A 25992-nucleotide genomic window follows, 5' to 3' on the forward strand; every position below is an offset into this window, starting at 1 on the left:
GCTCCCGGTTTTCCCGAGCGCCCTGCGCCCCTGGCGATGACTACCAACGCAGGGCAGCCGTGTGCACGGGCGCGAGCCAGAGCGATGCGATTTCGTCGTCCAGCACCGTGACCGTGATCGAACCACCAGGCGTGTCCAGCGAGGTGGCGTAGTTGCCCACCAGGGAGCAGTGAATGTTGAGGCCTCGGGCTTTCAGGTGTCCGGAGGCGGCATTGAAGAGCACATAGAGCTCGGACAGGGGCGTCGCGCCAAACCCGTTGACGCACAGCAGCAGGCGGTGCTCCGGTTTGGGCTTGAGGTCGCGCATGATGGTGTCCAGCATGCGGGCCGCCAGATTTTCTGCGGATGCCATGGGAATGCGTTGGCGGCCTGGTTCGCCATGCAACCCCACTCCGAACTCGATCTCGTCGGCGCCGATGACGAAGGTGGGCGATCCTGTGATCGGGTCCATGCAGCCCTGGAAGGACACTCCGGCCGAAGCGGTCTGCGAATTCACCCGGCAGCCCACGGTCTTGCATTCAGCCAGACTGGCGCCCGCAGCGGCGGCTGCGCCCACCACTTTCTGCACGATCAGGGTACCGGCCGCCCCCCGGCGACCAACCGAATGTGGCGAGGTGTCCACTGATGCGTCGTCGTCCACCACGACGGTGCTGCAATCGAAGTCCAGCATGTCCAGCGCGGTCTCGAAGTTCAGCAGATCACCACGGTAGTTCTTCACGATGAAGAGGCAGCCAGCGCCTTGTTCTGCGGCCTGCGCCGCCGCCACGATCTGGTTGGGAGTGCATGAGGTGAAGATCTCGCCCGGGCAGGCGGCTGCCAGCATGCCTTGCCCCACATAGCCGACGTCCAGCGGTTCGTGCCCGGAGCCCCCGCCGGAAATCACCGCCACTTGCCCCGGTGTGTTCTCGCGCCGAACCACATAGGTCGGGTCCAGATGCACCGCAAGAATGTCTGCGTGGACCTCGGCAAGACCCCTCAGGGATTCGTGCACGAAGGTGTGGGCGCTGTTCTGGAACTTCTTCATGGGTGTTGGCCGCAGCGGCAGGCAATTGCAGTTTGAACTTTGATCCATGTTGCGGCTTTCGGAGCCGGCAATCAAGCGAGGTTCTCCGGGGTCAGGATCTCGACCCTGGGGTTGCTCACCGACAAGGCGCCACGCACGCCCTCGCACAGATCGCGCAGAACCTTGGCCGCCGTGTGCACCGCGTAGTGCACGTCCTGGTGCAGCACATAAGTGACCGCGTGCGACATGAGCAGCGGGCGGTTCACTTCCAGCAGATCGTGAATGGTCACGGTCAGTTGCGTGTCGTAGCCCAGATCGGTGAGGGCACGGCTCAGCCCGAAGGAGCCCGGGCCCACGCTGTACACGGCGTGCAGCGCAGCGGCCGATGACGCAGCGGGAAGCATCTGGCGCACGAACTGCCGGGTTTCGTCTTCGGTTTCGGGCATGTCGCCGAACCGGAGCAATTCGATGTGTGCCCTGCGCTCCTGGGTCACCTGCTCGAACCCGACCGCCCGGTCGATCTCGAAGGCGTAGCGCGTCTGCGGCGAAAGCAGCGCGCAGCGCGGCGCGGCGATGTGCGCCAGCTCGCGTCCGATCAGCAGGCCCGCCGTGCGGCCGGCCGCCTTGTTGTCGGCGCCAATGTAGGTTTCGCGCAGCGAGCCCGCCACGTCCGAAAAAAGGGTGACCACGTGCACGCCGCTTCGCACCAGCTCGTTGATGGCCAGCTTGACGGCCGGCACGTCCGGGGCAAGCAGTGCAATGCCGTCGACATCGCCGAGCTTCGCCAACTGAGCCGCGAACGCGTTGCCGTCGTGCGCCTGGATGCGGTGGGTCAGCTCCGCGATGTGCCTGTGGCGGAAGTCGCCGGCCGATTGCGCGATCACCCGGTCCACCAGGTCAAAAAAGCCGCGCCTGGCCGCCGGCAGCACGAACGCGAACTTGAAGCTCTGGCTGGACCGCGGGCGCCCGCGCACCGGGGTCATGGCGCCCAGTGTTTCCATCGCGGTGCGCACGCGCTCCACCGTGGCCTGGCCCACGCCGGGGCGGTTGTTCAGCACGCGATCCACTGTCGCTGTGCTGACGCCGGCAGCCTCGGCAATTTGGGGGATGGTGAAAGTGGTTGCCATGGGTGTGTGATTGCTTTTTTGATGGATTGGTCCATCAAACCGATGCCTGAAGCATAGCGATCACGCCGCTTCGTCCGCCAAATTCCAGAGTTTTTTCGCAGAAAAACCCGGAAAAACACGGGTAAACCCTCGATTTCTATCGCCTGCCGGCTGACGACTGATGGCTTAGGGTTTTCCTGAGTGATTTATTGATTGATTTATTTATTATTCACATCACGTCATCGAATCAACAGCGGCAAGGACCGGAGCGACCGCAGATACGTTCGAGACGAGCCCTGTGGCCATGCCACGACAACCCGGAGACACGACAAACATGAAACTGCAACCGAAACTGTTGGCGGCCGTGGCCGCTGTGGCGATGGGCATGTGCTCCAGCAGCGCATTCGCCCAGCAAAAACAACTCACCCTGTGCTGGGCCGCCTGGGACCCGGCCAACGCGCTGGTCGAGCTGTCGAAAGACTTCACTGCCAAGACCGGCATTCAGATGAAGTACGAGTTCGTGCCCTGGCCGAACTTCGCGCAGCGCATGCTCAACGAGCTGAACTCGCGGGGCAAGCTGTGCGACCTGTTGATCGGCGACAGCCAGTGGATCGGTTCGGCCGCCACCGAAGGTCACTATGTCAAGCTCAACGAGTTCTTCGACAAGAGCGGCATCAAGATGGCCGACTTCGCGCCGGCCACGGTCGAAGGCTATTCGACCTGGCCCAAGGGCACGGCGAACTACTACGCGCTGCCGGCCATGGGCGACGCGGTGGCGTTCACCTACCGCAAGGACTGGTTCGCGCGCCCCGAGTTGCAGGCTGAGTTCAAGCAGAAGTTCGGCCGCGACCTGGCTGCACCCAAGACCTGGGACGAGTTCAAGCAGGTCGGCCAGTTCTTCCAGAACCGCACCATCGACGGCAAGAAGGTCTATGGCGCGGCGCTCTACACCGAGCGCGGCTCCGAAGGCATCACCATGGGCGCAACCAACGCGATGTACGCCCACGGCATGGACTACGCCAACCCCAAGAAGCCGTACGACATGAATGGCTTCATCAACGGGGCGGGCGCCGTCAAGGGCCTGGAACTCTACAAGGAGCTGTACGACACCGTCACGCCGCCCGGGCACTCCAATGCCTACATGACGGAGAACCTGGACGCCTACAAGTCGGGCCAGGTGGCGATGCAGATGAACTTCATTGCCTTCTTCCCGGGCATCTCCAAGGACCCGCAGGTGGGCGGTGAGAAGACCGGCTTCTTTGCCATCCCCAAGGGCAGCGTGCAGCACGCACAGCTCGGCGGCCAGGGCATCTCGGTGGTCAAGTACTCCGACAAGCAGGACATGGCGCTGGAGTACATGAAGTGGTTCGCACAGCCAGCCGTCCAGCAGAAGTGGTGGGAAGGCGGCGGCTTCACCTGCCTGAACGAGATCCTGAACCAGCCTGGTTTTGCAACGAGCACCTCGTACGCCCAGGTGTTCCAGGACTCCATGAAGATGGTCAAGGACTTCTGGGCCGACCCGAGCTACGCACAGCTGCTGCTGGCGATGCAAAGCCGCGTGCACGACTACGTCGTCGCCGGCAAGGGCACGGCCAAGGCTGCGCTCGACGCGCTGGAGAAGGACTGGGTCCAGGTCTTCAAGGAAGACGGGAAAATCAAGTGAAACCAGAAGCGTTCACGCGGTGGGTCACGCGCTCAGCCATGGCGCCCACGGCGGGTTCGTGGGGATCGAAGGGCGCTGCCCTTCGGTCTCCGGACCCTTCCAGCCTCACCCGCAAATCCCTGTTCGGCCCGCAAGGCCTGTCGGATCGCGCACTGGCGTGGCTGTTCGTTGGCCCGACCATCCTGCTGCTGCTGGCCTTCAACATCTTTCCCCTGCTGTGGACGATCTACCTCTCGTTCACCAACTACCGGGCCAACCGCCCGAATGCCGAAGTCTCATGGCTGGGCATCGAGAACTACAGCCGCGTGCTCAACGACGAGGCGATGTGGGAGCACATGCGTGCCACCGCCCATTTCCTGTGCTGGTCCATCACGCTGCAGCTGCTGCTCGGCTTCGGTCTCGCCCTGCTGCTCAACCGCAGGTTCCGCTCGCACAGCTTCTGGAGCACCGCCATCCTGCTGCCCATGATGCTGGCGCCGGCGGTGGTGGGCACCTTCTGGAAATACTTCTTCGAACCGCAATACGGCATCTTCAACCGCTTCGTCGAATTCTTCGGCGGCCCGGGCAACCTGACCATGCTGGGCGACACACAGCTCTCGCCCTGGGCCATCGTGCTGGTGGACACCTGGATGTGGACGCCCTACGTGATGCTGCTGCTGCTGGCCGGGCTGCGCTCCATTCCCTCTTACCTCTACGAGGCGGCGGAGATAGATCGCGCTTCGGAGTGGACCAGGTTCTGGCGCATCACGCTGCCGATGGTGATGCCCTTCATCATCCTCGCGCTGCTGTTTCGCACCATCGAGAACTTCAAGATGTTCGACCTGGTGGACCAGTTGACCAACGGCGGCCCAGGCTCGGTGACCGAGCTCGCTTCCATCTCGCTCAAGCGCGAGGCCTTCGAGAAGTGGCGCACCGGCTATGCCTCGGCCTTCGCCATCATTCTTTTCGTGTCGATCTACGGCCTGTCGCTGGTGGCGGTGCGTTTCCTTGAACGGGTGAAACAAAGATGAACACACAGGTTCACTCTCCGCTGGAGCCGAGCGCACGCTCCAAGTGGTTCGCTGGCAGCGTGGTGATCACGTATGCGCTGATCTCGCTGATCCCGCTGGCGTGGATCTTCATGACCAGCTTCCGCACGCACAGCGATGCCATCGCCTACCCGCCCAAGCTGGTGGCCGAGCAGTCGCTGATCGGCTACGTCAACCTGTTCACGACGCGTTCGCGCGTCGGCGCAGACGAACTCGCCGCGCTGCCGCCGCCAGCCACCTGGTACGAAAAGCAGGTGCGCGAGCAGCAGATGATTCTCGCTGGCCCCTCGCGTTTTGCCGACCGCTACAGCAACTCGCTCATCATCGGCTTCGGCTCCACGCTGCTGTCGGTGGTGCTGGGCACGCTGGCGGCCTACGCCTTCTCGCGCTTTCGGGTGCCGGGCAAGGACGACCTGCTGTTCTTCATCCTCTCCACGCGGATGATGCCGCCGATCGCGATCGCCATTCCGATCTACTTGATGTTCCGCCACGTGGGGCTCAGCGACACCCACCTCGGGCTGATCATGATGTACACGGTGGTCAACCTCTCGCTCGCGGTCTGGCTGCTCAAGGGCTTCATGGACGAAATTCCGCGCGAGTACGAAGAGGCGGCCATGGTCGACGGCTACACCCGCTGGCAGTCCTTCGTGAAGGTGGTGCTGCCGCAGGCGGCCACCGGCATCGCCACCACGGCCATCTTCTGCCTGATTTTCTCGTGGAACGAGTACGCCTTTGCGCTGCTGCTCACCAGTGGCACCGCGCAGACCGCGCCGCCGTTCATTCCCACCATCATCGGCGAGGGTGGCCTGGACTGGCCCGCCATGGCCGCCGGCACCGCGCTGTTCCTGCTGCCGGTGCTGTTCTTCACCGTCCTGCTGCGCAAGCACCTGCTGCGCGGTATCACCTTCGGAGCCATCCGCAAATGAACCCCTCATCCAAACCCCGCAAGCGCTGGTACCGCAGAGGGCCGTGGGAGGCCGGCACCATGGCGCTGATCGCCATCGGCCTGGTCATGCTCATGCAGCCCTTCTCGCTGAGCGTGTACTCGTACGCCTTCTCTGTGTTGCTGGTCGGTGTGATCGGCTACACAGTCGCCGGCAAGCTGCCACCGAGCTGAAGCACCATGGCACAGATTCAGATCAAGAACCTGCAGAAGACGTTCAGCGACTTCACGGCGGTGCGGAACTCGTCGCTGATCCTGGAGGACGGCAAGTTCGTCGTCCTGCTTGGCCCTAGCGGTTGCGGCAAGACCACCACCCTGCGCATGATCGCCGGGCTCGAATTTCCCACCAGTGGGCAGATCCTGCTGGACCGGGAAGACGTCACCTACCGCCGGCCGCGCGAGCGCGACATCGCCATGGTGTTCCAGCTGTTTGCGCTGTACCCGCACTTCAATGTGCGCGAGAACCTCGCCTTCCCGCTGAAGAACGAAGGCCTGCCCAAAGCCGAGATTCACCGCCGCCTGGAGGAAGTGGCCGCGATTCTGCGCATCGAGCATCTGATGAACGCCCGTGTCGGTGGACTCTCTGGCGGTGACCGCCAGCGCGTGGCACTGGGCCGCGCCATCGTGCGCAAGCCCAAGGCCTTTCTGATGGACGAGCCCCTGGGCACCCTGGACGCCGAGTTCCGCGAGCTCATGTGCGTGGAGCTGCGCAGGCTGCACGATCGCCTGCAAACCACCACCGTGTTCGTCACGCACGACCAGAACGAGGCGATGGCGCTGGCCGATCACATCGTGGTGATGAACGGGGGCCAGATCCTGCAGGCCGACACGCCCGAAGGCATCTACCACTTCCCCAGTTGCATGTTCGTGGCCAGCTTCATTGGGCGCCCGTCGATGAACTTCGTGCCCATCAGGGAAGCGGTCCTGCAGGGGCAAGACGTCATCCAGGTGAATGGAGCGCCGGTCGAGGTGCCCCGCCTGGACGAGACCTGTTCGCAGGCCGTGCTCGGCATTCGCCCAGAGCATGTGCGAATGAGCGACAGCGGCCCCGTGCGCGGCGAGGTGTCGCACGTGGAGTATTTCGGTTCGCACTGGATCGCCGACGTGCAGACCGCCACCGGCCGTATCAAGGCCGTGTCGCCCAAAGGGGTGGTGCCGGCGGTGGGTGGCCACGTCGGGCTGAGCTTCCAGACCGAACGCATTGTGATGTTCAACAAAGACACCGAGTTGCTGCTCGACAGCGCCACCACCTCCCACCACAAACAGGGCATGTCTCATGGCTAGCATTTCGATCCGGGGCATGACCAAGCGCTTTGGCCCCACCACCGCCATCGAAGGGATCGATCTGGACATCCAGAACGGTGAATTCTTCGTGTTGCTTGGTCCTAGCGGCGCAGGCAAGACAACCACCCTGCGCCTCATCGCCGGCCTGGAACGGCCCGACGCCGGGCAAATCTTCATGGACGGGCAGGACATCTCCGGCCATTTCCCGGCGGCCCGCGACTGCGCCTTTGTCTTCCAGCAGTACTCGCTCTACCCGCATCTGAGCGTGTACGACAACATCGCCTTTCCGCTGCGCTCGCCCATGCGCAAGACGCCCGAGGCGAAGGTGCGCGAGCGCGTGCACGAAGTCGCGTCGCTGCTGCACATCGAGTCCAAGCTGGAGCGCAAGGCCACCGCCCTGTCGGGTGGCGAGATGCAGCGCGTGGCCATTGGCCGGGCGCTGGTTCGTTCGCCCAAGGTCTTCCTGATGGACGAGCCCCTGTCATCGTTGGATGCGCGCTTGCGCGAAGAGCTTCGGGTCGAGCTCAGGAGCATCCAGAAGCGCACCGGCTCCACCGTCATCTATGTCACACACGATCAGGTCGAAGCCACCACCATGGCCGATCGCATTGGCATCCTGGAGAAGGGCAAGGTCCAGCAGGTGGGTACACCCATGGAGATCTATGAACAACCGGCAACGCTGCAGGTGGCTCAGCGCCTGGGTTCGCCCGTCATCAACGCTTTGCCTGCCGACTGGGCCGGCCTGAATTCACCAACCGGCGCCGTGCATGCCGCGATCCGCCCGGAAGACGTGCAGGTGGCCCAGTTGGATGGTGCGCTGGCCTGTCGCGTGATCGAGGCCTCGCTTCTCAAGCACGAGATGGTGGTGGAGCGCGACGGCATTGAAATTCACGTGCACACCGCGCCCGATGCCGTGTTCCACCCGGGCGACACCGTTTCCATCCGCTGCGATTCCTCCCGCTGCCTCTACTTCGATGCCCAGGGCCTTCGCATGAACGACCGCCCGGTCAACCACGCCTCCCTTTCATAGGACCCTCACATGAACACCCAAGACATCCTCCAATCGATCGCGGCGGTGCAGGTTTCGATACTGCGCCACGAGCCAGACATTGAGGCGCTGGACCGTGCCATCGGTGACGGCGATCACTTCATCAACGTGCGCCGGGGCTGCGAGGTCATGGCCGAGCTGTCGCCTTCCCTGCAAGGGCTCACGCCTGCTGATGCGCTCAACCGCATTGGCATGAAGCTGCTGTCCACCATCGGTGGTGCCTCCGGACCACTGATCTCCAGCTTCTTCCTGAGCATGGCGGCCACGCTCAAAGGCGCAGCCGAACCCGACCGCCGGCAGTTTGCCGCCGCGTTCGTGGCCGGGGTGGACGCCATCAAATCGCGCGGCAAAGCGGACCTCGGCGAGAAGACCATGCTCGACACGCTGATTCCGGTGGCGCGCCTGCTGGTGCGCCTGAACGAAGAGGGCGCGTCGCTCGCCGACCTGTGTGTGGCGGCCAAGCAGGAAGCCACGCAGGGCATGCTGGCCACGCGCGACATGGTCGCCACCAAAGGGCGCGCGCACTTCCTGGGCGAGCGCGCCATCGGCCACATCGACCCCGGTTCCAAGTCTTGCGAGGTCGCGATCCACGCCGTCTGCGACCTCATGACCCATCGCTGAACCCCGGAGACCGATCATGAAAAAATTCATCAACCATGTGGACCAGGTGCTGCACGAGTCGCTCAGCGGACTGCAGGCCGCGCACGCCGACATCCTCACGGTGCATTTCGACCCGACCTTCGTGCGCCGCACCGCGCCCAGGCCGGGCAAGGTGGCGCTGATCTCCGGCGGGGGTACCGGTCACGAACCGCTGCATGCCGGCTTCGTGGGCAAAGGCATGCTCGACGCGGCCTGCACCGGGCAGGTGTTCACGTCGCCCACCCCCGATCAGATGCTGGCCGCAGCCGAATCGGTGCACACAGGCGCGGGCGTTCTGTTCATCGTGAAAAACTACGCCGGTGACTCAATGAATTTCCAGATGGCGTCTGAGATGCTGGACATCGAAAACGCCATCGTGATGGTGAACGACGACGTGGCGGTGCAGAACTCCACCCACACTACCGGTCGCCGAGGCGTGGCTGGCACCCTGGTGGTCGAGAAAATCGTCGGCGCTGCTGCAGAGACCGGCCTGGACCTCGCGCAGTGCAAGGCCGTGGGCGATCGCGTGAACCGCGCCACCGCCTCGATGGGCGTGGCCTTCACCAGTTGCACCGTTCCCGCCGCAGGGCGCGCCACCTTCGACATCGATGATGACGAGATGGAATTCGGCGTCGGCATCCACGGTGAACCGGGACGCCGCCGCGAGCCGGTGCGCCCCGCCCAAGCCATCGTGGACGAGTTGCTGGACTGCATCTTGACCGACCTGAACCCGGCGCCTGGTGCCAACGTGCTGCTGCATGTCAACGGCTTCGGCGCCACGCCCTTGATGGAGCTGTACCTGCTGCACCACTGTGCGGGAAAGACCCTCGCCGCCCGCGGTGTCAACGTGGTCCGCTCGCTGGTCGGCAACTACACGACCGCGCTCGACATGGCAGGCGCTTCGCTCACCGTGACCTTGATGGATCCGGAGCTGCTGCAGCTCTGGGATGCGCCGGTGCGCACCGCCAGCCTGAACTGGAGCTGAACCATGCGCCCGGATCGCCGACGCGCATTGCAACGCTTGGTGGGTGGCTGCATGGCGGTGGCTTCCTCGAACGCGCTGACCGCTGAAAGCGCCTTGGCCGGCGACATCCTGCTGGGGCAGTCCGCGCCATTGACCGGCCCGCTGGCCAAGACGACCACACAGTTCAACCAGGGTGCGCTGGCATGGCTGAAGCAGGTCAACGACAGGGGCGGCATCAAGGGGCGTGCATTTCGCATGCAGACGCTGGACGACAGCGGTTGGGCGGAGCAGGGCGAGGTGAACGCGAAACTGCTGGTCGCAGAGCACGGCGCTCACGCCCTGTTCGGGTTCATGGGTGCCAGCGCCTGCTTGTCCTGTGCCCGCATCGCTGAACAGGAGGGCGTGCTGTTCGTGGCGCCGGTGACCGGTTCCAGCGCGCTTCGCGAAGCCTCACTGCCATCGACTTTTCTGATGCGCCCCAGCCACGACGACGAGGTGCGCCAGGTCGTCAAGCACGGAGCCACCATCGGATACAAGCGCATCGATCTGTTGTTCGACTACAACGCGCAGGGATTCTCGATCCGCAACAGCTTCGAGGAGGCCTGCCAGCACGCAAACATTCTGCGCCACCGCTCCGTGTCCATGGCCCGTCTGGACGACGACGTGCGCCAGGCCGTGGCCAGGTTGTCGCCGAGCAAATCGGAGGCGATCATCCTGGCCTGCAGCCATGCGGTTTCTGGTGCCTTCATTGAGGCCTTCCGGGCGGCGGGTTTTGGCGGTGCCTTCTATGCCCTGTCCACGGTAGACGCCAACCGCCTGGTCGAAACCATCACCTCCCAGGCGGTCGGGGTTCATTTCGTGCAGGCCGTGCCCTACCCGTGGTCGAAATCCCGCCGGGTCACAGCCGACTTCCTGACCTTTTCCCAGCGCCACGCGATACAGCCTGATTTCGCTTCCCTGGAGGGCTATCTGGCGGCGCGCTGGCTGACCCATGTGGTTGAGAGAACCACGAAGCCTGCTGAGTTGAAGCTGGCGTTTCAAGGTGCACCACCTCTGGAACTCGGCGGCTTTCGCCTCGCGCTCGAACCTGGTCTGCGCTCGGCCTCCCGCTTCGTTGAACTGGCCACCATCAATCGTGAGCTGCGCTTCATCCGGTAGGGGCTGTGTGGCAGACGGCGTGGGAGCGAAACCCGCAAGACCGAGGATTGCTCTGGCTCTGGGGTGTGTCGGGCAGGAAGCGCTGGGCAGTGGCAATTGGATGGTTGGTGGTGGTCTGAGATGCGGTGCGGCGCGGCCAGCGGGTGATTGGGCGCTGATCTGGCCACACTCTACGAGGTGCCGACCAAGCGCTTCAATGAAGCAGTGAAGCGCAATGCGGCGCGGTTTACGGCCGACTTCATGTTTCAGCTCGACACAGACGAGTGGGAGGCTTTGAGGTCGCAGTTTGCGGCCTCAAACGCGGGCCGGGGCGGTCGGCGCTATCGGCCTTTTGCGTTCACCGAGCACGGCGCGATCATGGCCGCGATGATCTTGAACAGTGCGCGCGCCGTGGAGGTATCGACTTACGTGGTGCGAGCCTTTCTTCGGCTGCGCGAGGCGGCGATGCAGCACAAGGACCTGTTCGAGCGGCTCTCCAGCCTGGAGGAGAAGACCGGAGCGCTGGCCATGTTGCGTGACACCTTCAGCCGCGATACCCGCAACCAGTTGCGCCAGGTTTGATGCGCTGCGCAAGCTGACCATGCCGCCTGATCCGACCAAGCGACCTATCGAGTTCATCACGCCCGAGGACACGAAGGACAAGCCCAAAGAATCCACCGAAGGGAACAGCAAGAAGGCGACGTAACCCAGCAGCACAGCGGCTAAACAAACAAGCCACCCGCAACCCCTCAGGCTGGATTTAAGGTCAAAGTGCAACAATGCCGCCAAGCCATCATGGCCCGTTAATGGATGTGGCCTTACAAACCGTACCTGTCTGGCAGGCCGCAACAGCCCGGGAGCGCGATGCAAAAAAACGAGGCTGGCATGTCAATGCATAGATCAAACGACGATGAACCTCAAAACCTGGTGGCACCCAGGTGCTGGTCAGCCTACCGAGGCATTCAGTCGTACTGCACTGTAAAAATCAAATCCACCGCATTCTCCGTCCCCGCCCGGGCCCGCAAAGTCAGCCGGCGCGACAGGTCGTAGAACATGGACACGGTGCTCATGGCGCTGGAGAGGCTGTGTTCGTAGCTCAGGTAGAAGTCTTCCGAGAGGCGCTTGCCCAAAGTGAAGGCAGCTTCGGTGGTGCTGCCGTCGGCGGCGGTGGTTTCGCCCTGGAAGCCAACCTCGTCCAGGCCGAAGCTTTTGGCGAGGTTGCTGTCTGCCATTTCCTGGTTGCCGGCGAGCAGGGCGCGGGCGGCCTGCTGCAGCACGAACACCTGGGCACCTGCGGCAGAGGCGGGGCGGCCCAGCACCAGCCAGGCGAGTTTTTCGCTGTCGGGCAGTTCGGGGTCTGAGAACAGGCGCACGCGTGGCACCTGTGCGCTGCCGGTGATCTGCACGCCCACGCGCTGGCCGGTGGCTTCGGGCAGTTTGCGTTCGGCCAGGATGTCGAGTGAGGGGTTGTCGTACGGGCCGGTGAAGCGCAGGGCGCCGTTTTCGATAGCAAGCTGCTGGCCGTAGGCGCGGTAGGTGCCGCTGACGGTGCGCACTTCGCCCGTGACGCGGGGGGTGGGCGTGTCCGGGGTGCTGCGCACATTGAGCGCGCCGGCCAGCCGGGTTTCCAGGCCCTGGCCGCGCACCATGAATTGATCACCCAGGTCCAGGTTCACCAGCACGTCGGCCTTCACGCGTTCGGCCAGGGTGGGTTGCACCTCCAGCGTGCGGGTGGTGCGGACCACCACGTCGCTGCTCAGGCTGGGCGTGGTCTCGTCTGGCAATACAAACAGGGCGGAGTCTGCCTTGAGCTGGCCGCGCAGCTGCAACTGCGGCCCGGCCAGCGCGGCCGTGACCTCGCCGGTCAGGGTGAGCCTGCGGTCGGCGCGGGCCGCCACGCGCAACTGGTTGGCGTTGACGGTGAGATCGATGAAGGGCTGGCGCAGGACGCTGCCTTCCACCCGCCGCCATTCGGCCGTGCCGGTGGCGGTGAGGGTGCCGCCCCTTTCGGCGCCGCGCGGGCCATTGAGGCTGAAGCGTTCGATGGTGACGCGTTCGCCTGCCAGCGTGGCACGCAGCTGCCCGCCCGAGAAAAAGAAGCCGTCCACCACGGAACGCACAGCGAGGTCGTCGGCCTGCAGGTTGCCGCGCCATTCAGGAGCGCTGCGGGTGCCACTCAGGGTGGCGTCGGCGGCCAGGGTGCCGCGCACGCGCCAGCCGGGCGGCGCAAGGGCAGACCACACGCCCACCTGCGGCAGCCGCGCGCTGGCGGTGCCGCTGACCGGCGCGCTGGCGGGCCACCAGCGCTCCAGCGCATCTTCCACGGCGGGGGCGCCGGCAGCAGCGGGTGCGGCGAGTTCGGTGGAGAGGTCGGCGCTGGCTTCGCCCAGTTGCGCACTGTTCCAGCGCAGGCGGGCCTGCACGGTGCGGCCTTGCACGCCGATGTCGATGCTCGCTTCGCGCACGCCCGCGGCCACGGGCTGGCTGCCATTGGTTCCGTTGGTGGCGGGAATGGTGACGGTGGCACGGCCATTGGTGTTCGTGCGGCTGGAGCCGGCCTGTGTGGCGCCTGCCATGGCCACGGCGCGGTCGCTCAGCAGCAACAAATCGCCGCTGCTGCGCTGCAGGGACGCGGTCAGCCGCAAGGGCTGGGCGGGGTCGCTGGGCAAGAGCACGTCCCACTGGCCATCAAACACCAGGTCGCCACCTAGGCCGGCGGCGCGCAGGGGCGGCTGCCCGCTGGCATCGACCGCGCTCAGGCTGTCCACCCACGAGAGGGGCAGGCCGCGCACCTGACCTTTGGTCTGCAGGGCGCCCGCTCGCCACACCAGGCTTTCCCAGGCCAGTGTGGGTGCGGTGGCGGTGGCCGTGCCGTTGCGGTCCAACGCGTTGTCGGGCCGCACCTGCAGTTGGCCAGCGCCCGCGTTCAGGGCAAGGCCCTGGGCATCGCTTTCCCATTGAAGGCGGATCGGTTGGGCGGTTTGCAAGGTCCAGCTCGACGCGGCGGTCGCCTGCTCGGGCTGATCCACACGCAACTGCAAGCGGCTCAGCGCCAGCAGACCGTTTTGCCATGTGCCGTTGCTTTGGGTGAGCTGGCCGCTGCTTTGCAGATTGGCGCGCCAAGGGGCTCGGGTGGCCGTGCCGTTGAGGTCAAGTTGCAGGTCGTTCAGGCCGCCCTGGGCCTGCAACTGAAGCTCGCTGAGCGTGGCCGTGCCGGTGGCATCGGTCTGCACCTGCAGCCGGGGCACTGCCAGCGAAGCCTGCACGCGGGGCAAAGGCGCAGCTGCGGAGGCCGCTCGACCCGCTGGAGTGGGATAGCCCAGGGCACCCAGGCCGCCTTGCCACTTCGCTTCCAGTCGGGCGCTGCCGGAGGCGTCGAGCCCGGGTTGGGTGTCCAGAAACGCCTTCAGCGGCGGCCCCACCACGGGCAGGGTTTGCAGGCCGCGCAGCCATGCCAGCACACGGGCGGCGTCGCTGAGTTGCACGGTGGCAGCGCCATTGCCTTGTGCGTGGGCCAGCTCGCCTTTCCATTGGGCGCTGGCGCCGGGCAGTTGGGCGTCGAACTGGCCGGAGTAGGCGAGGGCGGCTGTGTCCAGCCGGCCTTGTGCGTTCAGGGTGGCACCGGCCACGGTCAGACGCGCCGTTTGCAGATCAAGCACGCCTTGGGTGGGCGTACCCGCGGCGGGCGTCCAGCGGCCCTGCAGGCGCAGTTCTTCCAGGCGCAATTCGTTCAATGGCTGGTTGCCGTTGGTGGTGTTGGCGGTGTTGCTGCGGGGCGGGTTGGCAGCGGGTTGCACGCGTGCCTGAAGGTCGACCGCCTGTGCGTTGCCATCCACCGCACGGGCGCTGAATTCGCCGCTCAGCGCACCACCGGCCAACTCGCTCCAGAGCAGCGAGGGCTGGATGTTGCTGGCCTGCAGCGCGCCTTGCCAGTTGGTCACCTCGGTGGCGTCTGCATCGGTGGTCACGTCGGCTTGCGCAGTGCCCTGTAGTTGGCCGCCCGCCAGTTGCGCTTCCAGGCGCTCCACCGTCCAGCGTGTGCCGGCCTGGGTCAGGTCCATTTGCAGACGATCCAGGGGCAGACGTTGCTGGTCGGCCGGGCCGCTGTTGGCGTTGCTGAGGTCGAGCTGGGCGCGCCAGGTCTCGCCGTCGGGTTCGGCCTTCAACGAGCCAGACAACGAGGTGGTGGGCGCCTGCGGCCAGAGCATGGCCAGATCCAGCGCCTGCGTGGTGGCGTTGGCGCTGAGCAGGGGCTGGGTCGCCCACGGCATCACGCGTGCGACGGCCTGCAGTGCCGGGGCGGTGCTGGCTTCTGCGGTGGCGCCTGGGGCGCTTTGTACCTCTGCGGTGATGTTGAACACGGCGTCTGCCCCGCCCAGCGTGCCGCGGGCCATGGCCGAAGCCTGCAGGGTGATGGCACGGGTGCTGGCCGTGGTTTCAGCGGTGGCGGCAGTTTCGGCGCCGGGCACGGTGGTTTCAAGCTCACCCTGCAGATCAAGTGCCAGGGGCATGGGCGCCGCCCCGCCCAGCGTGAGCTGTGCGCGGTAGCGCCCGCCAGCGAATTCAAGGGCGTCGAGCACGAGCTGGTGTGTGCCCGTGGCTGCGTGCGCGTTGTGTGTGTCTGGCAAAGCTGGCGTGCCCTCCACCGGCACCGGGCCGTAGCGGTACAGCCCCTTGGCGCCGCCCAGTGTGAGTGCGGTGCTGCCTTCGAGCGTAAAGCGGTCCACCGACCAGGGCAGGCTCAGTGGCATGGGCAGGGTGAGTTCTTGCAGCGGCTTGGAAGGGTCGGCAGTTGCGGGATCAAGGGGGCGCTGGTCGTTGACCCGCAGTTCCTCAATGGCCAGCCCTTGCAGGTGCACGCCCCGGCCCATGAGGGCGTTGAGCCAGAGGGCATTGTTCCAGTCAATGCGCACGCCGCGTGCCTGAACACTCAATCCATCCAGCGACCAGCTCAGATCGCCTATGCGCCCCCCCGTACGCAGGCTGCCTTGCACCTGCTGAATATCGAGTTGGCCCACGCTTTCAGCGCGGTCTTTCGTCCAGCTCTGTGCCCAGGCCAGCGTCTGTGCCAGGGAGCCCGGCGTGGCCGCCCATACCCACAGCACCACGGCTGCTGCCAGCACCAGGCCCAGCAGCACACCGGGCAGCCACAGCAACAGCCACCACCGGCTTCCTGGTTGCTTGCGTCCTTTTGCTGCCGGGTCGGATGCCGTGTGGTCGTGGGGTGGAGTGGGCGCGCTCATGGGGGTGTTCAGTCTCGCGCTCAGAAGCTGAAGCCGACGCTGAGGTGCAGGCGGACCCGCTTGGTGTCGACGCCGTAGGCCAGGTCGACTTGCAGCGGCCCCACCGGGCTGTTGTACCGAACGCCGGCGCCCACGCCCACTTTGGCGCGCAGATCGGTCGCTTCGTCGGCCACAGCGCCAGCGTCCACAAACACCACGCTTTCCCAGGGGGTGCGCACGCCGTCGCGCCAGATGGGTCGCTGCCATTCCAGGCTGCCCACGGCCATGTAGCGCCCGGGTGCCACGCCGCCGTCGGGCTGCGGAACGCCGATGTCGCGCAGGCCGTAGCCGCGCACGCTGTTGTCGCCACCGGCGAGGAAGAGCAGGGTGCGTGGCAGGGGCGCGTCGTCGGCCGCCGTGACGGCGCCCCCTTGCACGCGCAAGGCCAGGCGGCCCGCACGCCCGGTGGTGGCGGTGTTATCGGTTGGCGCAAGGGCCGACTTGGCCAGTCGCTCCACGGCATCCAGGGGCAGGTAACCAAGCCAACGCAGCTCGGTCCGCAGGAAGGGGCGCTGCACCGAGCCCAGTGTGGTGCCCGCGCCGAGGGTGACGCCGAGGCCGTAGCCGCTGTTGGGGTATGGCACGCTGTCAAAGCTGCGCCGCGTCCAGCCCACATTGGCGGAAATCGCCTCTTTCGCATCCTCGCCTTCCGCCAAGCGCAGCACCGTGTTTGCCGCCACGGCGCGGTCGTACTGAACGAAGCGGGTGCGGTCCAGGTCGGGCGTCTCTTGCGACTTGCCCACTGTGAGGCGCTGGCTGGTTGTGGTGGTGAAGTCGTCGACCTGGCGCGCGGCGCGGGCACCTATTCCCCAACGCCAACCGTCGGCTTCCAGGGGTGCGCTCCAGTCGGTCGAAAGCAACTGGTCGTTGCGCTCGTACTGCAGCTTGCTGTGGGCGCGCCAGCCCAGGCCAGGCACCCGCAAGTTGGTGTGTTCGGCCGACAGGCGCGGTCCGTTGTCGGTGCTGCCACCCACGCCCAGGGTCAGCTTTTGTTTCAGGTTCTCGCGCACCTGTACCACCACGGGCGCCGTGGCTTCGCCGCTGTCCAGGTCCACATAGGCAAACACCGACCCGTAGTAGCCGCTGTCTGCCACACGCTGCTGCGCGGCCTGCAGTTTTTCCAGGTCGTAGTCGCTGCCCGGCGTGAGGCCGGCGAGGCGCGCCATGCGCTCGATGCTGACGGCGTCGTAGCGCTCTGCGCCCTCCACCCGGATGTCGCCGATCTGCACCGGTGGACCCGATTCGAGCTCGACGTGCAGGTGCGCACTTTTTGTGGTGGTGTCGATGTCGGCCAGGCTGTTGGCGATGCGGCCGCGGGGGTAGCGCTGTGCCGTGAGTTCGCGCAAGGCACCGGATTTGACGCGGTCCCAGGTGGGTTGTGTGAAGGCCAGCCCAGTCGCCTTTTCGCTGTTCGCGCGAATGGTTTCCCGCTGCTGGGCGGCCGCGACTGCGTCGGCAATGTCGCCCTTGAAGTACACGTTGGACGAAGCGATCCGGGTTTCGGGCCCTGGGTCGACCTGGATTTTCACCGTGCCCAGGGGATGGGTGGTGGCGCCCGGCGCCGGGGGTGTCAGCACGATGTCGATCACCGGTTCAAAGTAACCCAGGGTACCCAGCAGATCACGCAGGTTGGCAGGGGCGTTGGCCAGCAGGCGCCCAAGTTCGGTGTCATCGAGGTCGCGCAGGCGCTGGTAGCGCTGGAGTTCGAGGTTGCGCGACAGGAATTCCGCCAGTTCTTTCTCGGCGGTGTTCACCTGAATGTCAAAGCGGGCCTCAGCCGGCGGACGGCGCGAGCGGTTGGCGCGGTCTGGCGCGGCAGCACCCCCTTGTACCGCGCCCGGCAATGCGGACGCAGGCGATGCCGCTTCCGCGTCCGCCGCCTCAGCGGCAGGGTCGGGTGACCCGGTGGCGGGCTGGGCGGCATCGTCAGGCCGTGGCTGCGCTTGCGTCCACAGAGGGGACATGCTCAAAGCGGCCAGCAGCAACAGCTGTGTGGGTCGCACACAGCGCGGGTCAAACAGATTCATTCAGGGTTTATTTCGACAGCATGCGCATGGTGTCTTCCAGGCCCTTCAAGGTCAGCGGGTACATGCGCTGGCCCATGAGTTGCTGGATGACGCTGATGCTCTGTCGATACTGCCACACGCCCTGTGGTTCCGGATTGATCCACGCAAACTTCGGGAAAGCATTTGTCAGCCGCTGTAACCATTCGGCACCGGCCTCTTCGTTGTTGTATTCCACGCTGCCGCCGGGCTGCAGGATTTCGTAGGGGCTCATGGTGGCGTCGCCCACAAAGATGAGTTTGTAGTCCTTGTTGTACTTGCGGATGATGTCCCAGGTGTCGAACTTCTCGGCGAAACGGCGGCGGTTATTCTTCCACATGTAGTCGTAGACACAGTTGTGGAAGTAATAGAACTCCAGGTGCTTGAACTCGGTCTTGACCGCGCTGAACAACTCCTCCACCCGCTGGATGTGCTCGTCCATCGTGCCGCCCACGTCCATCAGCAGCAGCACCTTCACATTGTTGTGGCGCTCCGGAATCATCTTGATGTCCAGCCAGCCGGCATTGGCCGCGGTGGAGCGGATGGTGTCGGGCAGGTCCAGCTCCAGCTCGTTGCCCTGGCGCGCGAACTTGCGCAGGCGGCGCAATGCCACCTTGATGTTGCGCGTGCCCAGTTCCTGCGTGTCGTCGTAGTCGCGGTAGGCGCGCTGGTCCCACACTTTCACGGCGGTCTTGTTCCCGCCCTTGCCGCCAATGCGGATGCCCTGCGGGTTCTGGCCGCTGTTGCCAAACGGAGAGGTGCCACCCGTGCCGATCCACTTGCTGCCGCCTTCGTGGCGCTCTTTCTGCTCTTCCAGCCGCTTCTTCAGCGTCTCCATCAGCTCGTCCCAGTCCATCTTGGGCGCATTGGCTTTCTGCTCGTCAGACAGGATGCGCTCCATTTCCTGGCGCAGCCAGTCGGCCGGGATGGGCTTGGTGAAATCCGCAATCATCTCCACGCCTTTGAAGTAGGCGGCGAAGGCGCGGTCGAACTTGTCGAAGTGCTTTTCGTCCTTCACCAGCGACGTGCGGGCCAGGAAGTAGAAGTCGTCCATGCTGCAGGCTTCGGGGTTGGTCGGCCCCACCACGTTGGCCTGCAAGGCCTCCAGCAGCACCAGGTACTCCTTGACCGACACCGGCAGCTTGGCCGAACGCAAGGTGTAGAAGAAGTCGATCAGCATGGGGATCCCCTGTGGCCGGGTGGTTTCAAGAGTGGTGCGCCAGCAAATACAGCAACTGTGCCTTGGCTTCCGGCCATTCGCCCGCCCGCATGCTGTACATCACCGTGTCCCGGATGGTGCCGTCGCGGCGCAGTGCGTGGCCGCGGATCACGCCGTCTTTTTTGGCGCCCAGCCGCTCGATGGCTTTTTGCGAGGCGAAGTTGTAGTTGTCCGTGCGCCAGCCCACCACGTGGCAACCCAGGGTGTCGAAGGCGTGGCCCATCATCAGCAGCTTGCAGGTGGTGTTGACGTGCGTGCGCTGTGTGCTTTTCGCGTACCAGGTCCAGCCGATTTCCACGCGCTTCACGGACGGAATGATGTCGTGATAGCTGGTGCAGCCCAGCACCTTGCCGCTGGCTTCTTCGGTCACGGCGAAGGCGAAGCGGTGGCCTTCGGTGCGCATTTGCAGCGCAGTTTCGATGTAGGCGCGCGTCTGCTCGGGCTCGGGCACCGAGGTCACGCGCAGCTTCCACAGTTCACCGTCGGCGGCAGCGGCGCGCAGGCCGGCTTCATGGTCCAGCGACAGGGGCACCAGGGCAATGCCGTTGGCACGAAGGATGACGGGTTCGACAAAAGCCATGACGCGGACTTTCAACGGTTCCTCTGGTTCATGAACACCAGCTTCTCGAACAAGGTCGTGTCCTGCTCATTTTTCAATAGCGCGCCCACCAGCGGCGGAATGCTGACCTTGCTGTCCGCGCTTTGCAGGGCTTCCAGTGGAATATCCTCGGCCATCAACAGCTTGAGCCAGTCCAGCAGTTCGCTGGTGCTGGGCTTCTTCTTCAGGCCGGGCAGGTTGCGCACGTCGTAGAAGGTTTTCATCGCGGCCTTCAGCAGGTCTTGCTTGAGGTCGGGGAAGTGCACATCCACGATCCTGTGCATGGTCTCGGCGTCAGGGAACTTGATGTAGTGGAAAAAGCAGCGGCGCAGGAAGGCGTCGGGCAATTCCTTTTCGTTGTTCGAAGTGATGAACACCAACGGGCGGTGTTTGGCGCGCACCAGCTCCCGGGTTTCGTAGCAGTAGAACTCCATGCGGTCGAGTTCGCGCAGCAGGTCGTTCGGGAATTCGATGTCGGCCTTGTCGATTTCGTCGATCAGCAGCGCCACCGGTTGATCGGCGGTGAAGGCCTGCCACAGCACGCCCTTGACGATGTAGTTGTGGATGTCCTTGACCTTTTCGTCACCGAGCTGCGAGTCGCGCAGGCGGCTCACAGCGTCGTATTCGTACAGACCTTGTTGCGCCTTGGTGGTGCTCTTGATGTGCCATTGCAGCAGCGGCACGTTCAAGGCCTGCGCCACTTCCTCCGCGAGCATGGTTTTACCGGTGCCGGGCTCGCCTTTGACCAGCAACGGGCGCTTGAGGGTGATGGCGGCGTTGACCGCCAGCATCAGATCCTGGGTGGCGACGTAGTTCTCTGAGCCTTGGAATTTCATGGAGGTTTCTCAACGGAATGGCGGGACATGCCCTGTCAAGGGCGAGCGGAATGAGCGGGACAACAAGTCTTGGCTGATCACCGGGTCTATATAATCGCCCGTTGATTTTGATCAATTGACATTTCATTGTGCTTGCAAAATGAACCCACTGTTCCCCATGACCGTCCGTTCCCTTGTCGCCGCTGCGACCTTTTCTGCGGTTGCCATGGCCGCCCAAGCCCAGGACATCACGGGTGATGTGGACGCCGGCAAGAGCAAAGCCGAAATGTGCATCGGCTGCCACAGCATCCCCGGTTACCAGAACAGTTTCCCCGAAATCCACAAGGTGCCCAAGATTTCCGGCCAGTCCGAGAAGTTCATCGCCACCTCGCTGGCTGCCTACAAAAAGGGCGATCGCAAGCACCCGACCATGCGCGGCATTGCTGGCTCGTTGACCGACCAGGACATGGCCGACCTGGCCGCTTTCTACGCTTCCCACGCCGACAAGACCGCAGCCGAGGCACCGCGTGCCGCCAGTGTGGAAGTGGCTGCGCTGATTGAAAAGGGCGCTTGCGCCTCCTGCCATGGCGCCAACTTCAGCAAGCCCATTGACCCCAGCTATCCCAAGCTCGGCGGCCAGCACGCCGACTATCTGTTCGTGGCCCTGAAGTCCTACACGGTCCAGGGCAACAATTTCGTGGGCCGCTCCAACGGCATCATGGCCGGCATCGCCAGCCAATTCTCTCCCGCCGAAATGCGCGCCCTGGCCAAGTACCTGTCCACCGTGGAAGGTGAACTCAAGGTCGTGCCCCAGTCGCGGTTCAAGTAGAGCGCACCCCCCTGCGCCGCTGACGCGGCTTCCCCCCTCTCTGGCGTGCCGCTTTGCGGCGCTTGGAGGGGGGACGGCATCTCGGGCCGGCGGAGCCGGACCCTTGATGCCCCTGGATGGGGACACAGCTCTCGTTGCGGTTCTTGCCACCAACGCAGGCGCGTGTTTCGCTTCAGTTTCCGGAGCGAAGTGCCTCAGTCCAGAGATACCGTGGAACCGGCTTTGCCGGGCCACTGGTGTCGCCCCCTTGAGGGGGTCGAGCGAAGCTCGGCGGGGGTGCTTCTAGTCCTGCGTCGCGCGCTGTCGCACATGCTCGATGTACGCCTGCCCGTCGGGCGGTCGCCCCGAACGCTGGCTTTCCCAGAGCATGCGCCCCAGACATTCCATCACCTCGTGGTGCGCCTTGTGCAGGTCGCCTCGGCGGGCGGTCAGCAACTCCACCGCCTGGCGAATGCCTGGGGGTTGGTCGATGCTGCACTGCTCGCTGATGGACAGGTGCATGGACAGGTGCAGGAAGGGGTTGTCGGTCTCTGGCGCAGTCGAACCCATGCGCGCCAGTGCGGCGTCCACGTCGCCCAGTTCGCCATGGTATTCAGGGTGCTCGGCGATCCACTGCGCGGCCAGTGTCTCGATGGCCTCCATGGGCTGGTCTTGTGTTGACTTCGCATGCACCGCACAGAAAAAGCGGCGCACATCGGCTTGGGTAGGGCTGAACATGGAGGGGATTGTCTCGCAGGCAGCGAACCCTGGCCCCGGGCTTGGTTACAGTTCACCCCCAGGTACACAGCAAACCCAGGAGACACCCCATGAACGAAGCATTCATCTGCGACGCGATCCGCACCCCCATTGGTCGCTATGGTGGCGCACTCTCCAGCGTCCGCACCGACGATCTGGGTGCCATTCCTTTGAAGGCGCTGATGCAGCGCAATCCGAACGTGGACTGGGCGGCCGTGACCGACGTGATCTTCGGCTGCGCCAACCAGGCCGGTGAAGACAATCGCAACGTCGCTCACATGAGCAGCCTGCTGGCGGGCCTTCCGATGGAAGTGCCCGGCGCCACCATCAACCGCCTGTGCGGCTCGGGTCTGGACGCGTTGGGCACGGCCGCGCGTGCCATCAAGTCGGGCGAAGCCTCGCTGATGATCGCAGGCGGGGTGGAAAGCATGAGCCGCGCACCCTTTGTGATGCCCAAGGCAGAGACGGCTTTCAGTCGCGCCAATGCGGTGTACGACACCACCATCGGCTGGCGCTTTGTGAACAAGCTGATGAAGGCGCAGTACGGCGTGGATTCCATGCCCGAGACCGCAGAGAACGTGGCCACGGAGTTCAAGATCGAGCGCGAGGCGCAAGACCGCATGGCCCTGGCCAGTCAGCAGAAGGCGGTGGCCGCGCAACAGGCCGGGCACCTCGCGCGCGAGATCACCCCGGTGAGCATTTCGCAGAAGAAGGGTGATCCCCTGGTGGTGGACACCGACGAGCACCCCCGTGCCACCACGCTGGAGTCGCTCGCCAAACTCAAAGGGGTGGTGCGTCCGGATGGCACCGTGACCGCGGGCAACGCCAGCGGCGTGAACGATGGCGCCTGCGCCCTGTTGCTGGCCAATGAAGCTGCGGCGGCAAAGAACGGCCTTACCCCACGCGGGCGCATTGTCGGCATGGCCACGGCGGGTGTGGCCCCGCGCATCATGGGCATGGGCCCCGCACCGGCCACCCAAAAGGTGCTGGCGCTCACTGGCCTGTCGCTGGCGCAGATGGACGTGATCGAACTCAACGAGGCCTTTGCAGCCCAGGGGCTTGCGGTGCTGCGCACGCTGGGCCTGGCCGACGATGATCAACGCGTCAACGCCTGGGGTGGCGCCATCGCCCTCGGTCACCCGCTGGGCGCCAGCGGCGCACGCCTGGCCACCACGGCGGTGAACCGCCTGCATGCCACAGGTGGGCGCTACGCGCTATGCACCATGTGCATCGGCGTGGGGCAGGGCATTGCACTGATCATCGAGCGGGTCTGATCAGGGCCGCCCAAAGTAAGGTCAGCCCCTTTTGAGAGGGTAGCGAAGCGCTGCTGGGGTATGTCTGCTCTCCGGCGCGAGGTGCCTCATTCCAGGGATACCGTGGAAGCGGCTTTGCCGGGCCACTGGTATCGCCCCCTTTGAGGGGGTGACGCGCGCAGCGCGGCGCGGGGGTGGGCGACCCCTTCCCACGTAGCGGTGGAGCGTGGGGGCTCCATCCTCATGTCCTCCAAGCGGGTAGTTGCCAGTTGCGCCAGAGCGCCAGGCCGCGCAGGCCCGCCGTCACCACCACACAAGCCACCAGCGCCAGCCACCCGGGCGCCCCCATGTGCCACAGGCCCACATAGATCCAGCCACCGGCAAAGGCGCAGACGGCGTATGGGCGGTGGTCATGAAATGCGGTGGGGATTTCATTGCAGACCACGTCACGCAGCACGCCGCCAAACACGCCGGTGATCAGGCCCATCAGTACCGCCACCAGCGCCGGAAGCTCCAGCAACAGGGCCTGATGGACGCCCGTGGCCGCAAACAGGCCCAGGCCCAGCGCGTCGGGCCACTGGATGGCCTTGGCCGTGGGCGCAAAATGGCGGCCCCGCATGAACGCCATCGCCAGCAGGCACAAGGCCAGCACACCCCAGAGCATCTCCACATGGCGAACCCAGAAGAACGGGCGCTGGTCCAGCAACAAATCGCGCAGTGTGCCGCCGCCAAACGCCGCGAGGAAACCGACCACGCACACGCCCACGGCGTCCAGCTTCTTGCGTGCGGCCTCCATCACGCCAGACATCGCAAACGCCACGGTGGCAGCGATTTCAACCACCAGCCTCAGCGTCTCGCCCCAGAATTGAACGTTTTGCATCGCCTCATTGTCCCCGAGCCCTTGTGCTCTCAGGGACCTTCATTTTTGATCCGTTTCTGAAATGCCCTTGATCACCGACCCGGTCTTCTATCTGGTGGCGATTCCCGCCGTGCTGCTGCTCGGCATCAGCAAGAGCGGCTTCGGCGCCGGCTTCGGGTCGCTGGCCGTGCCCATGATGGCGCTGGCGGTCACCGTGCCACAGGCTGCAGCGATCCTCATGCCCGTGCTGCTGGTCATGGACCTGCTGGGCATGGCCGCCTTTCGCAACAATGTGGATCGCCGCCTGCTGAAATTTCTGTTGCCGTTCGGGCTGCTGGGCATCGTGATCGGCGCCCTGCTGTTCAAGGTGCTGGATGCGCGTATCGTGGCCGGAATCGTAGGCGCATTCACGCTGGTGTTTCTGGCGCAGCGGCTGCTGTTTCCGCCCAGGCCCGACTCGGTCCCGCCGCCTCGCTGGGTGGGTGCGTTGCTGACCGCAGCATCCGGCTTCACCAGTTTCGTGGCGCACGCAGGCGGGCCGCCCATCAACGCCTACGTCATTCCCCTGCGCCTGTCCCCCTTGGTGTTTACCGGCACGATGGCGTTCTTTTTCTTCTTCATCAACATCGCCAAGTGGGTGCCGTATGCCTGGCTGGGGCTGCTGGACCTTCGCAACATGACCACTTCGCTGGTGCTGCTGCCATTTGCGCCGATCGGGGTCTGGGTGGGTGTGCGGATCGCTCACCGCATCAAGCCGAAACTGTTCTACCGCTTGATCTATACGGGCATGTTGCTGACCGGCATCAAGCTGCTCTGGGATGCGTGGGGATGATCGGGCCATTGGCAGGGAAGTAACATAGGGTCCATTTCCCTGTCCCGAGGAGGTCGTCATGCCCATCGTGGTGGTTGCCAATCCCAAGGGCGGCGTGGGCAAATCCACGCTGTCCACCAACATCGCCGGCTACTTTGCCAGCCAGGGTCATGCGGTGATGCTGGGCGATGCCGATCGCCAGCAATCGTCGCGTCTGTGGCTGCAGCTTCGCCCGGCCGCAGCCCGCCCGATCCGCACCTGGGAGGTGTCGCAAGACCTGATTGCCCGGCCGCCCAAAGACGTCACCCATGTGGTGCTCGACACCCCGGCCGGCCTGCATGGCTGGCGCTTCAAGGATGTGATGCGCATGGCCGACAAGGTGATCGTGCCTCTGCAGCCCAGCATCTTCGACATCTACGCCACGCGCAGCTTCCTCGACGAGATTGCCGAATTCCGCCACGCCGACAAACTCAAGATCGGCATCGTGGGCATGCGTGTGGATGGACGCACCATCGCGGCCGACAAGCTGCAGGAGTTCGTGGGAGGCCTGGGCCTTCCCGTTCTGGGGCATCTGCGAGACACACAGAACTACATCCACCTCGCAGCACGCGGACTCACGCTGTTTGATGTGGCCCCGGGCCGGGTGGAAAAGGATCTGCAGCAGTGGCAGGGCATCTGCCAGTGGCTGGCAAAGTGACGCCGACTCGGGCCGGGCCGTGCGCAACGTGCCCGGC

Annotated in this window: 23 protein-coding genes; 14 read left to right on the plus strand and 9 right to left on the minus strand. The window is 64.9% G+C overall.

Annotated elements, in window-relative coordinates:
- Positions 1-40 precede the first annotated feature (40 nt).
- Together J2W49_RS11210 and J2W49_RS11215 are read right to left on the minus strand one after the other, a co-directional pair.
- On the minus strand, positions 41-1024 hold the full coding sequence (locus J2W49_RS11210) for a dihydroxyacetone kinase subunit DhaK (RefSeq protein ID WP_310315668.1): 984 nt from the start codon (positions 1022-1024) through the stop codon (positions 41-43).
- A gap of 71 nt (positions 1025-1095) precedes the next feature.
- Positions 1096-2130 (minus strand): LacI family DNA-binding transcriptional regulator, encoded by a 1035-nt coding sequence (locus tag J2W49_RS11215; RefSeq protein ID WP_310315670.1) that lies wholly within the window; start codon positions 2128-2130, stop codon positions 1096-1098.
- Positions 2131-2443: 313 nt separating this feature from the next.
- Here J2W49_RS11215 and J2W49_RS11220 point away from each other — a divergent pair, with 313 nt between their 5' ends.
- The 10 genes from J2W49_RS11220 (at position 2444) to J2W49_RS11265 (ending at position 11397) form a co-directional block, all read left to right on the plus strand.
- Positions 2444-3772, plus strand: a complete 1329-nt coding sequence (locus tag J2W49_RS11220; protein WP_310315672.1) for an ABC transporter substrate-binding protein — start codon at positions 2444-2446, stop codon at positions 3770-3772.
- Positions 3769-4782: a carbohydrate ABC transporter permease gene (locus tag J2W49_RS11225; protein WP_310315674.1), complete on the plus strand. Its 1014-nt coding sequence runs from the start codon at positions 3769-3771 to the stop codon at positions 4780-4782. Before J2W49_RS11220 ends, J2W49_RS11225 begins: the two co-directional genes overlap by 4 nt.
- On the plus strand, positions 4779-5726 hold the full coding sequence (locus J2W49_RS11230; RefSeq protein ID WP_310315675.1) for a carbohydrate ABC transporter permease: 948 nt from the start codon (positions 4779-4781) through the stop codon (positions 5724-5726). Before J2W49_RS11225 ends, J2W49_RS11230 begins: the two co-directional genes overlap by 4 nt.
- Complete coding sequence (locus J2W49_RS11235) at positions 5723-5917, plus strand: hypothetical protein (RefSeq protein ID WP_310315677.1); 195 nt, start codon at positions 5723-5725, stop codon at positions 5915-5917. The genes J2W49_RS11230 and J2W49_RS11235 overlap by 4 nt, the downstream gene beginning before the upstream one ends.
- A 6-nt stretch (positions 5918-5923) precedes the next feature.
- Positions 5924-7027: an ABC transporter ATP-binding protein gene (locus tag J2W49_RS11240; RefSeq protein WP_310315680.1), complete on the plus strand. Its 1104-nt coding sequence runs from the start codon at positions 5924-5926 to the stop codon at positions 7025-7027.
- Positions 7020-8057, plus strand: a complete 1038-nt coding sequence (locus tag J2W49_RS11245; RefSeq protein WP_310315682.1) for an ABC transporter ATP-binding protein — start codon at positions 7020-7022, stop codon at positions 8055-8057. Before J2W49_RS11240 ends, J2W49_RS11245 begins: the two co-directional genes overlap by 8 nt.
- 9 nt (positions 8058-8066) lie before the next feature.
- On the plus strand, positions 8067-8696 hold the full coding sequence (gene dhaL / locus J2W49_RS11250; protein ID WP_310315684.1) for a dihydroxyacetone kinase subunit DhaL: 630 nt from the start codon (positions 8067-8069) through the stop codon (positions 8694-8696).
- 16 nt (positions 8697-8712) lie between these two features.
- Positions 8713-9699, plus strand: coding sequence for a dihydroxyacetone kinase subunit DhaK (dhaK, locus tag J2W49_RS11255; RefSeq protein ID WP_310315686.1), 987 nt, complete (start codon positions 8713-8715; stop codon positions 9697-9699).
- A gap of 3 nt (positions 9700-9702) precedes the next feature.
- Positions 9703-10836 (plus strand): ABC transporter substrate-binding protein, encoded by a 1134-nt coding sequence (locus J2W49_RS11260; RefSeq protein ID WP_310315688.1) that lies wholly within the window; start codon positions 9703-9705, stop codon positions 10834-10836.
- Between the two features lie 147 nt (positions 10837-10983).
- Positions 10984-11397, plus strand: a complete 414-nt coding sequence (locus J2W49_RS11265) for an ORF6N domain-containing protein (protein WP_310315689.1) — start codon at positions 10984-10986, stop codon at positions 11395-11397.
- 380 nt (positions 11398-11777) lie between these two features.
- On the opposite strand, the gene J2W49_RS11270 is transcribed toward J2W49_RS11265, so the two are convergent.
- From J2W49_RS11270 to J2W49_RS11290, 5 genes are read right to left on the minus strand one after another with little or no spacing between them, the layout of a single operon-like run.
- Positions 11778-16058 carry a translocation/assembly module TamB domain-containing protein gene (locus J2W49_RS11270; RefSeq protein WP_310315691.1) on the minus strand — a complete coding sequence of 1427 codons (4281 nt, stop codon included), beginning with the start codon at positions 16056-16058 and terminating at the stop codon, positions 11778-11780.
- Between the two features lie 20 nt (positions 16059-16078).
- Positions 16079-18124 (minus strand): autotransporter assembly complex protein TamA, encoded by a 2046-nt coding sequence (locus J2W49_RS11275; protein WP_310315694.1) that lies wholly within the window; start codon positions 18122-18124, stop codon positions 16079-16081.
- A 7-nt stretch (positions 18125-18131) separates the two neighbouring features.
- Positions 18132-19319: a vWA domain-containing protein gene (locus J2W49_RS11280; protein ID WP_310315696.1), complete on the minus strand. Its 1188-nt coding sequence runs from the start codon at positions 19317-19319 to the stop codon at positions 18132-18134.
- A gap of 25 nt (positions 19320-19344) precedes the next feature.
- Positions 19345-19938, minus strand: coding sequence for a GNAT family N-acetyltransferase (locus J2W49_RS11285; RefSeq protein ID WP_310316315.1), 594 nt, complete (start codon positions 19936-19938; stop codon positions 19345-19347).
- Between the two features lie 11 nt (positions 19939-19949).
- Positions 19950-20792: an AAA family ATPase gene (locus J2W49_RS11290; protein ID WP_310315699.1), complete on the minus strand. Its 843-nt coding sequence runs from the start codon at positions 20790-20792 to the stop codon at positions 19950-19952.
- 157 nt (positions 20793-20949) lie between these two features.
- Between J2W49_RS11290 and J2W49_RS11295 the strand changes: the two genes are divergently transcribed.
- Positions 20950-21600: a c-type cytochrome gene (locus tag J2W49_RS11295; RefSeq protein WP_310315701.1), complete on the plus strand. Its 651-nt coding sequence runs from the start codon at positions 20950-20952 to the stop codon at positions 21598-21600.
- A gap of 282 nt (positions 21601-21882) precedes the next feature.
- On the opposite strand, the gene J2W49_RS11300 is transcribed toward J2W49_RS11295, so the two are convergent.
- The gene (locus tag J2W49_RS11300; RefSeq protein ID WP_310315703.1) at positions 21883-22317 is read right to left on the minus strand and encodes a DUF1841 family protein; all 435 of its coding nucleotides are present in this window, start codon (positions 22315-22317) and stop codon (positions 21883-21885) included.
- Between the two features lie 89 nt (positions 22318-22406).
- Here J2W49_RS11300 and pcaF point away from each other — a divergent pair, with 89 nt between their 5' ends.
- Positions 22407-23609 carry a 3-oxoadipyl-CoA thiolase gene (pcaF, locus tag J2W49_RS11305; RefSeq protein WP_310315705.1) on the plus strand — a complete coding sequence of 401 codons (1203 nt, stop codon included), beginning with the start codon at positions 22407-22409 and terminating at the stop codon, positions 23607-23609.
- A 220-nt stretch (positions 23610-23829) separates the two neighbouring features.
- Here pcaF and J2W49_RS11310 read toward each other — a convergent pair whose 3' ends face one another.
- Positions 23830-24468 (minus strand): trimeric intracellular cation channel family protein, encoded by a 639-nt coding sequence (locus J2W49_RS11310; protein WP_310315707.1) that lies wholly within the window; start codon positions 24466-24468, stop codon positions 23830-23832.
- Positions 24469-24529: 61 nt separating this feature from the next.
- Between J2W49_RS11310 and J2W49_RS11315 the strand changes: the two genes are divergently transcribed.
- A complete protein-coding gene (locus J2W49_RS11315) occupies positions 24530-25279 on the plus strand; it encodes a sulfite exporter TauE/SafE family protein (RefSeq protein ID WP_310315709.1) in 750 nt (249 codons plus the stop codon).
- Positions 25280-25337: 58 nt separating this feature from the next.
- Complete coding sequence (locus J2W49_RS11320; RefSeq protein WP_310315711.1) at positions 25338-25955, plus strand: nucleotide-binding protein; 618 nt, start codon at positions 25338-25340, stop codon at positions 25953-25955.
- The last annotated feature ends 37 nt before the right edge of the window (positions 25956-25992 follow it).

It is taken from the genome of Hydrogenophaga palleronii (assembly GCF_031457455.1).
Taxonomy (GTDB): domain Bacteria; phylum Pseudomonadota; class Gammaproteobacteria; order Burkholderiales; family Burkholderiaceae_C; genus Hydrogenophaga; species Hydrogenophaga palleronii_A.

Excerpts from the sequence above, each read along its gene's own strand:
- J2W49_RS11210 (WP_310315668.1), bottom strand. The coding sequence starts at position 1,024 with ATGAAGAAGTTCCAGAACAGCGCCCACACCTTCGTGCACGAATCCCTG.
- J2W49_RS11215 (WP_310315670.1), bottom strand. The coding sequence starts at position 2,130 with ATGGCAACCACTTTCACCATCCCCCAAATTGCCGAGGCTGCCGGCGTC.
- J2W49_RS11220 (WP_310315672.1), top strand. The coding sequence starts at position 2,444 with ATGAAACTGCAACCGAAACTGTTGGCGGCCGTGGCCGCTGTGGCGATG.
- J2W49_RS11230 (WP_310315675.1), top strand. The coding sequence starts at position 4,779 with ATGAACACACAGGTTCACTCTCCGCTGGAGCCGAGCGCACGCTCCAAG.
- J2W49_RS11235 (WP_310315677.1), top strand. The coding sequence starts at position 5,723 with ATGAACCCCTCATCCAAACCCCGCAAGCGCTGGTACCGCAGAGGGCCG.
- J2W49_RS11240 (WP_310315680.1), top strand. The coding sequence starts at position 5,924 with ATGGCACAGATTCAGATCAAGAACCTGCAGAAGACGTTCAGCGACTTC.
- J2W49_RS11245 (WP_310315682.1), top strand. The coding sequence starts at position 7,020 with ATGGCTAGCATTTCGATCCGGGGCATGACCAAGCGCTTTGGCCCCACC.
- dhaL (WP_310315684.1), top strand. The coding sequence starts at position 8,067 with ATGAACACCCAAGACATCCTCCAATCGATCGCGGCGGTGCAGGTTTCG.
- dhaK (WP_310315686.1), top strand. The coding sequence starts at position 8,713 with ATGAAAAAATTCATCAACCATGTGGACCAGGTGCTGCACGAGTCGCTC.
- J2W49_RS11260 (WP_310315688.1), top strand. The coding sequence starts at position 9,703 with ATGCGCCCGGATCGCCGACGCGCATTGCAACGCTTGGTGGGTGGCTGC.
- J2W49_RS11270 (WP_310315691.1), bottom strand. The coding sequence starts at position 16,058 with ATGAGCGCGCCCACTCCACCCCACGACCACACGGCATCCGACCCGGCA.
- J2W49_RS11275 (WP_310315694.1), bottom strand. The coding sequence starts at position 18,124 with ATGAATCTGTTTGACCCGCGCTGTGTGCGACCCACACAGCTGTTGCTG.
- J2W49_RS11280 (WP_310315696.1), bottom strand. The coding sequence starts at position 19,319 with ATGCTGATCGACTTCTTCTACACCTTGCGTTCGGCCAAGCTGCCGGTG.
- J2W49_RS11285 (WP_310316315.1), bottom strand. The coding sequence starts at position 19,938 with ATGGCTTTTGTCGAACCCGTCATCCTTCGTGCCAACGGCATTGCCCTG.
- J2W49_RS11290 (WP_310315699.1), bottom strand. The coding sequence starts at position 20,792 with ATGAAATTCCAAGGCTCAGAGAACTACGTCGCCACCCAGGATCTGATG.
- J2W49_RS11295 (WP_310315701.1), top strand. The coding sequence starts at position 20,950 with ATGACCGTCCGTTCCCTTGTCGCCGCTGCGACCTTTTCTGCGGTTGCC.
- J2W49_RS11300 (WP_310315703.1), bottom strand. The coding sequence starts at position 22,317 with ATGTTCAGCCCTACCCAAGCCGATGTGCGCCGCTTTTTCTGTGCGGTG.
- pcaF (WP_310315705.1), top strand. The coding sequence starts at position 22,407 with ATGAACGAAGCATTCATCTGCGACGCGATCCGCACCCCCATTGGTCGC.
- J2W49_RS11310 (WP_310315707.1), bottom strand. The coding sequence starts at position 24,468 with ATGCAAAACGTTCAATTCTGGGGCGAGACGCTGAGGCTGGTGGTTGAA.
- J2W49_RS11315 (WP_310315709.1), top strand. The coding sequence starts at position 24,530 with ATGCCCTTGATCACCGACCCGGTCTTCTATCTGGTGGCGATTCCCGCC.
- J2W49_RS11320 (WP_310315711.1), top strand. The coding sequence starts at position 25,338 with ATGCCCATCGTGGTGGTTGCCAATCCCAAGGGCGGCGTGGGCAAATCC.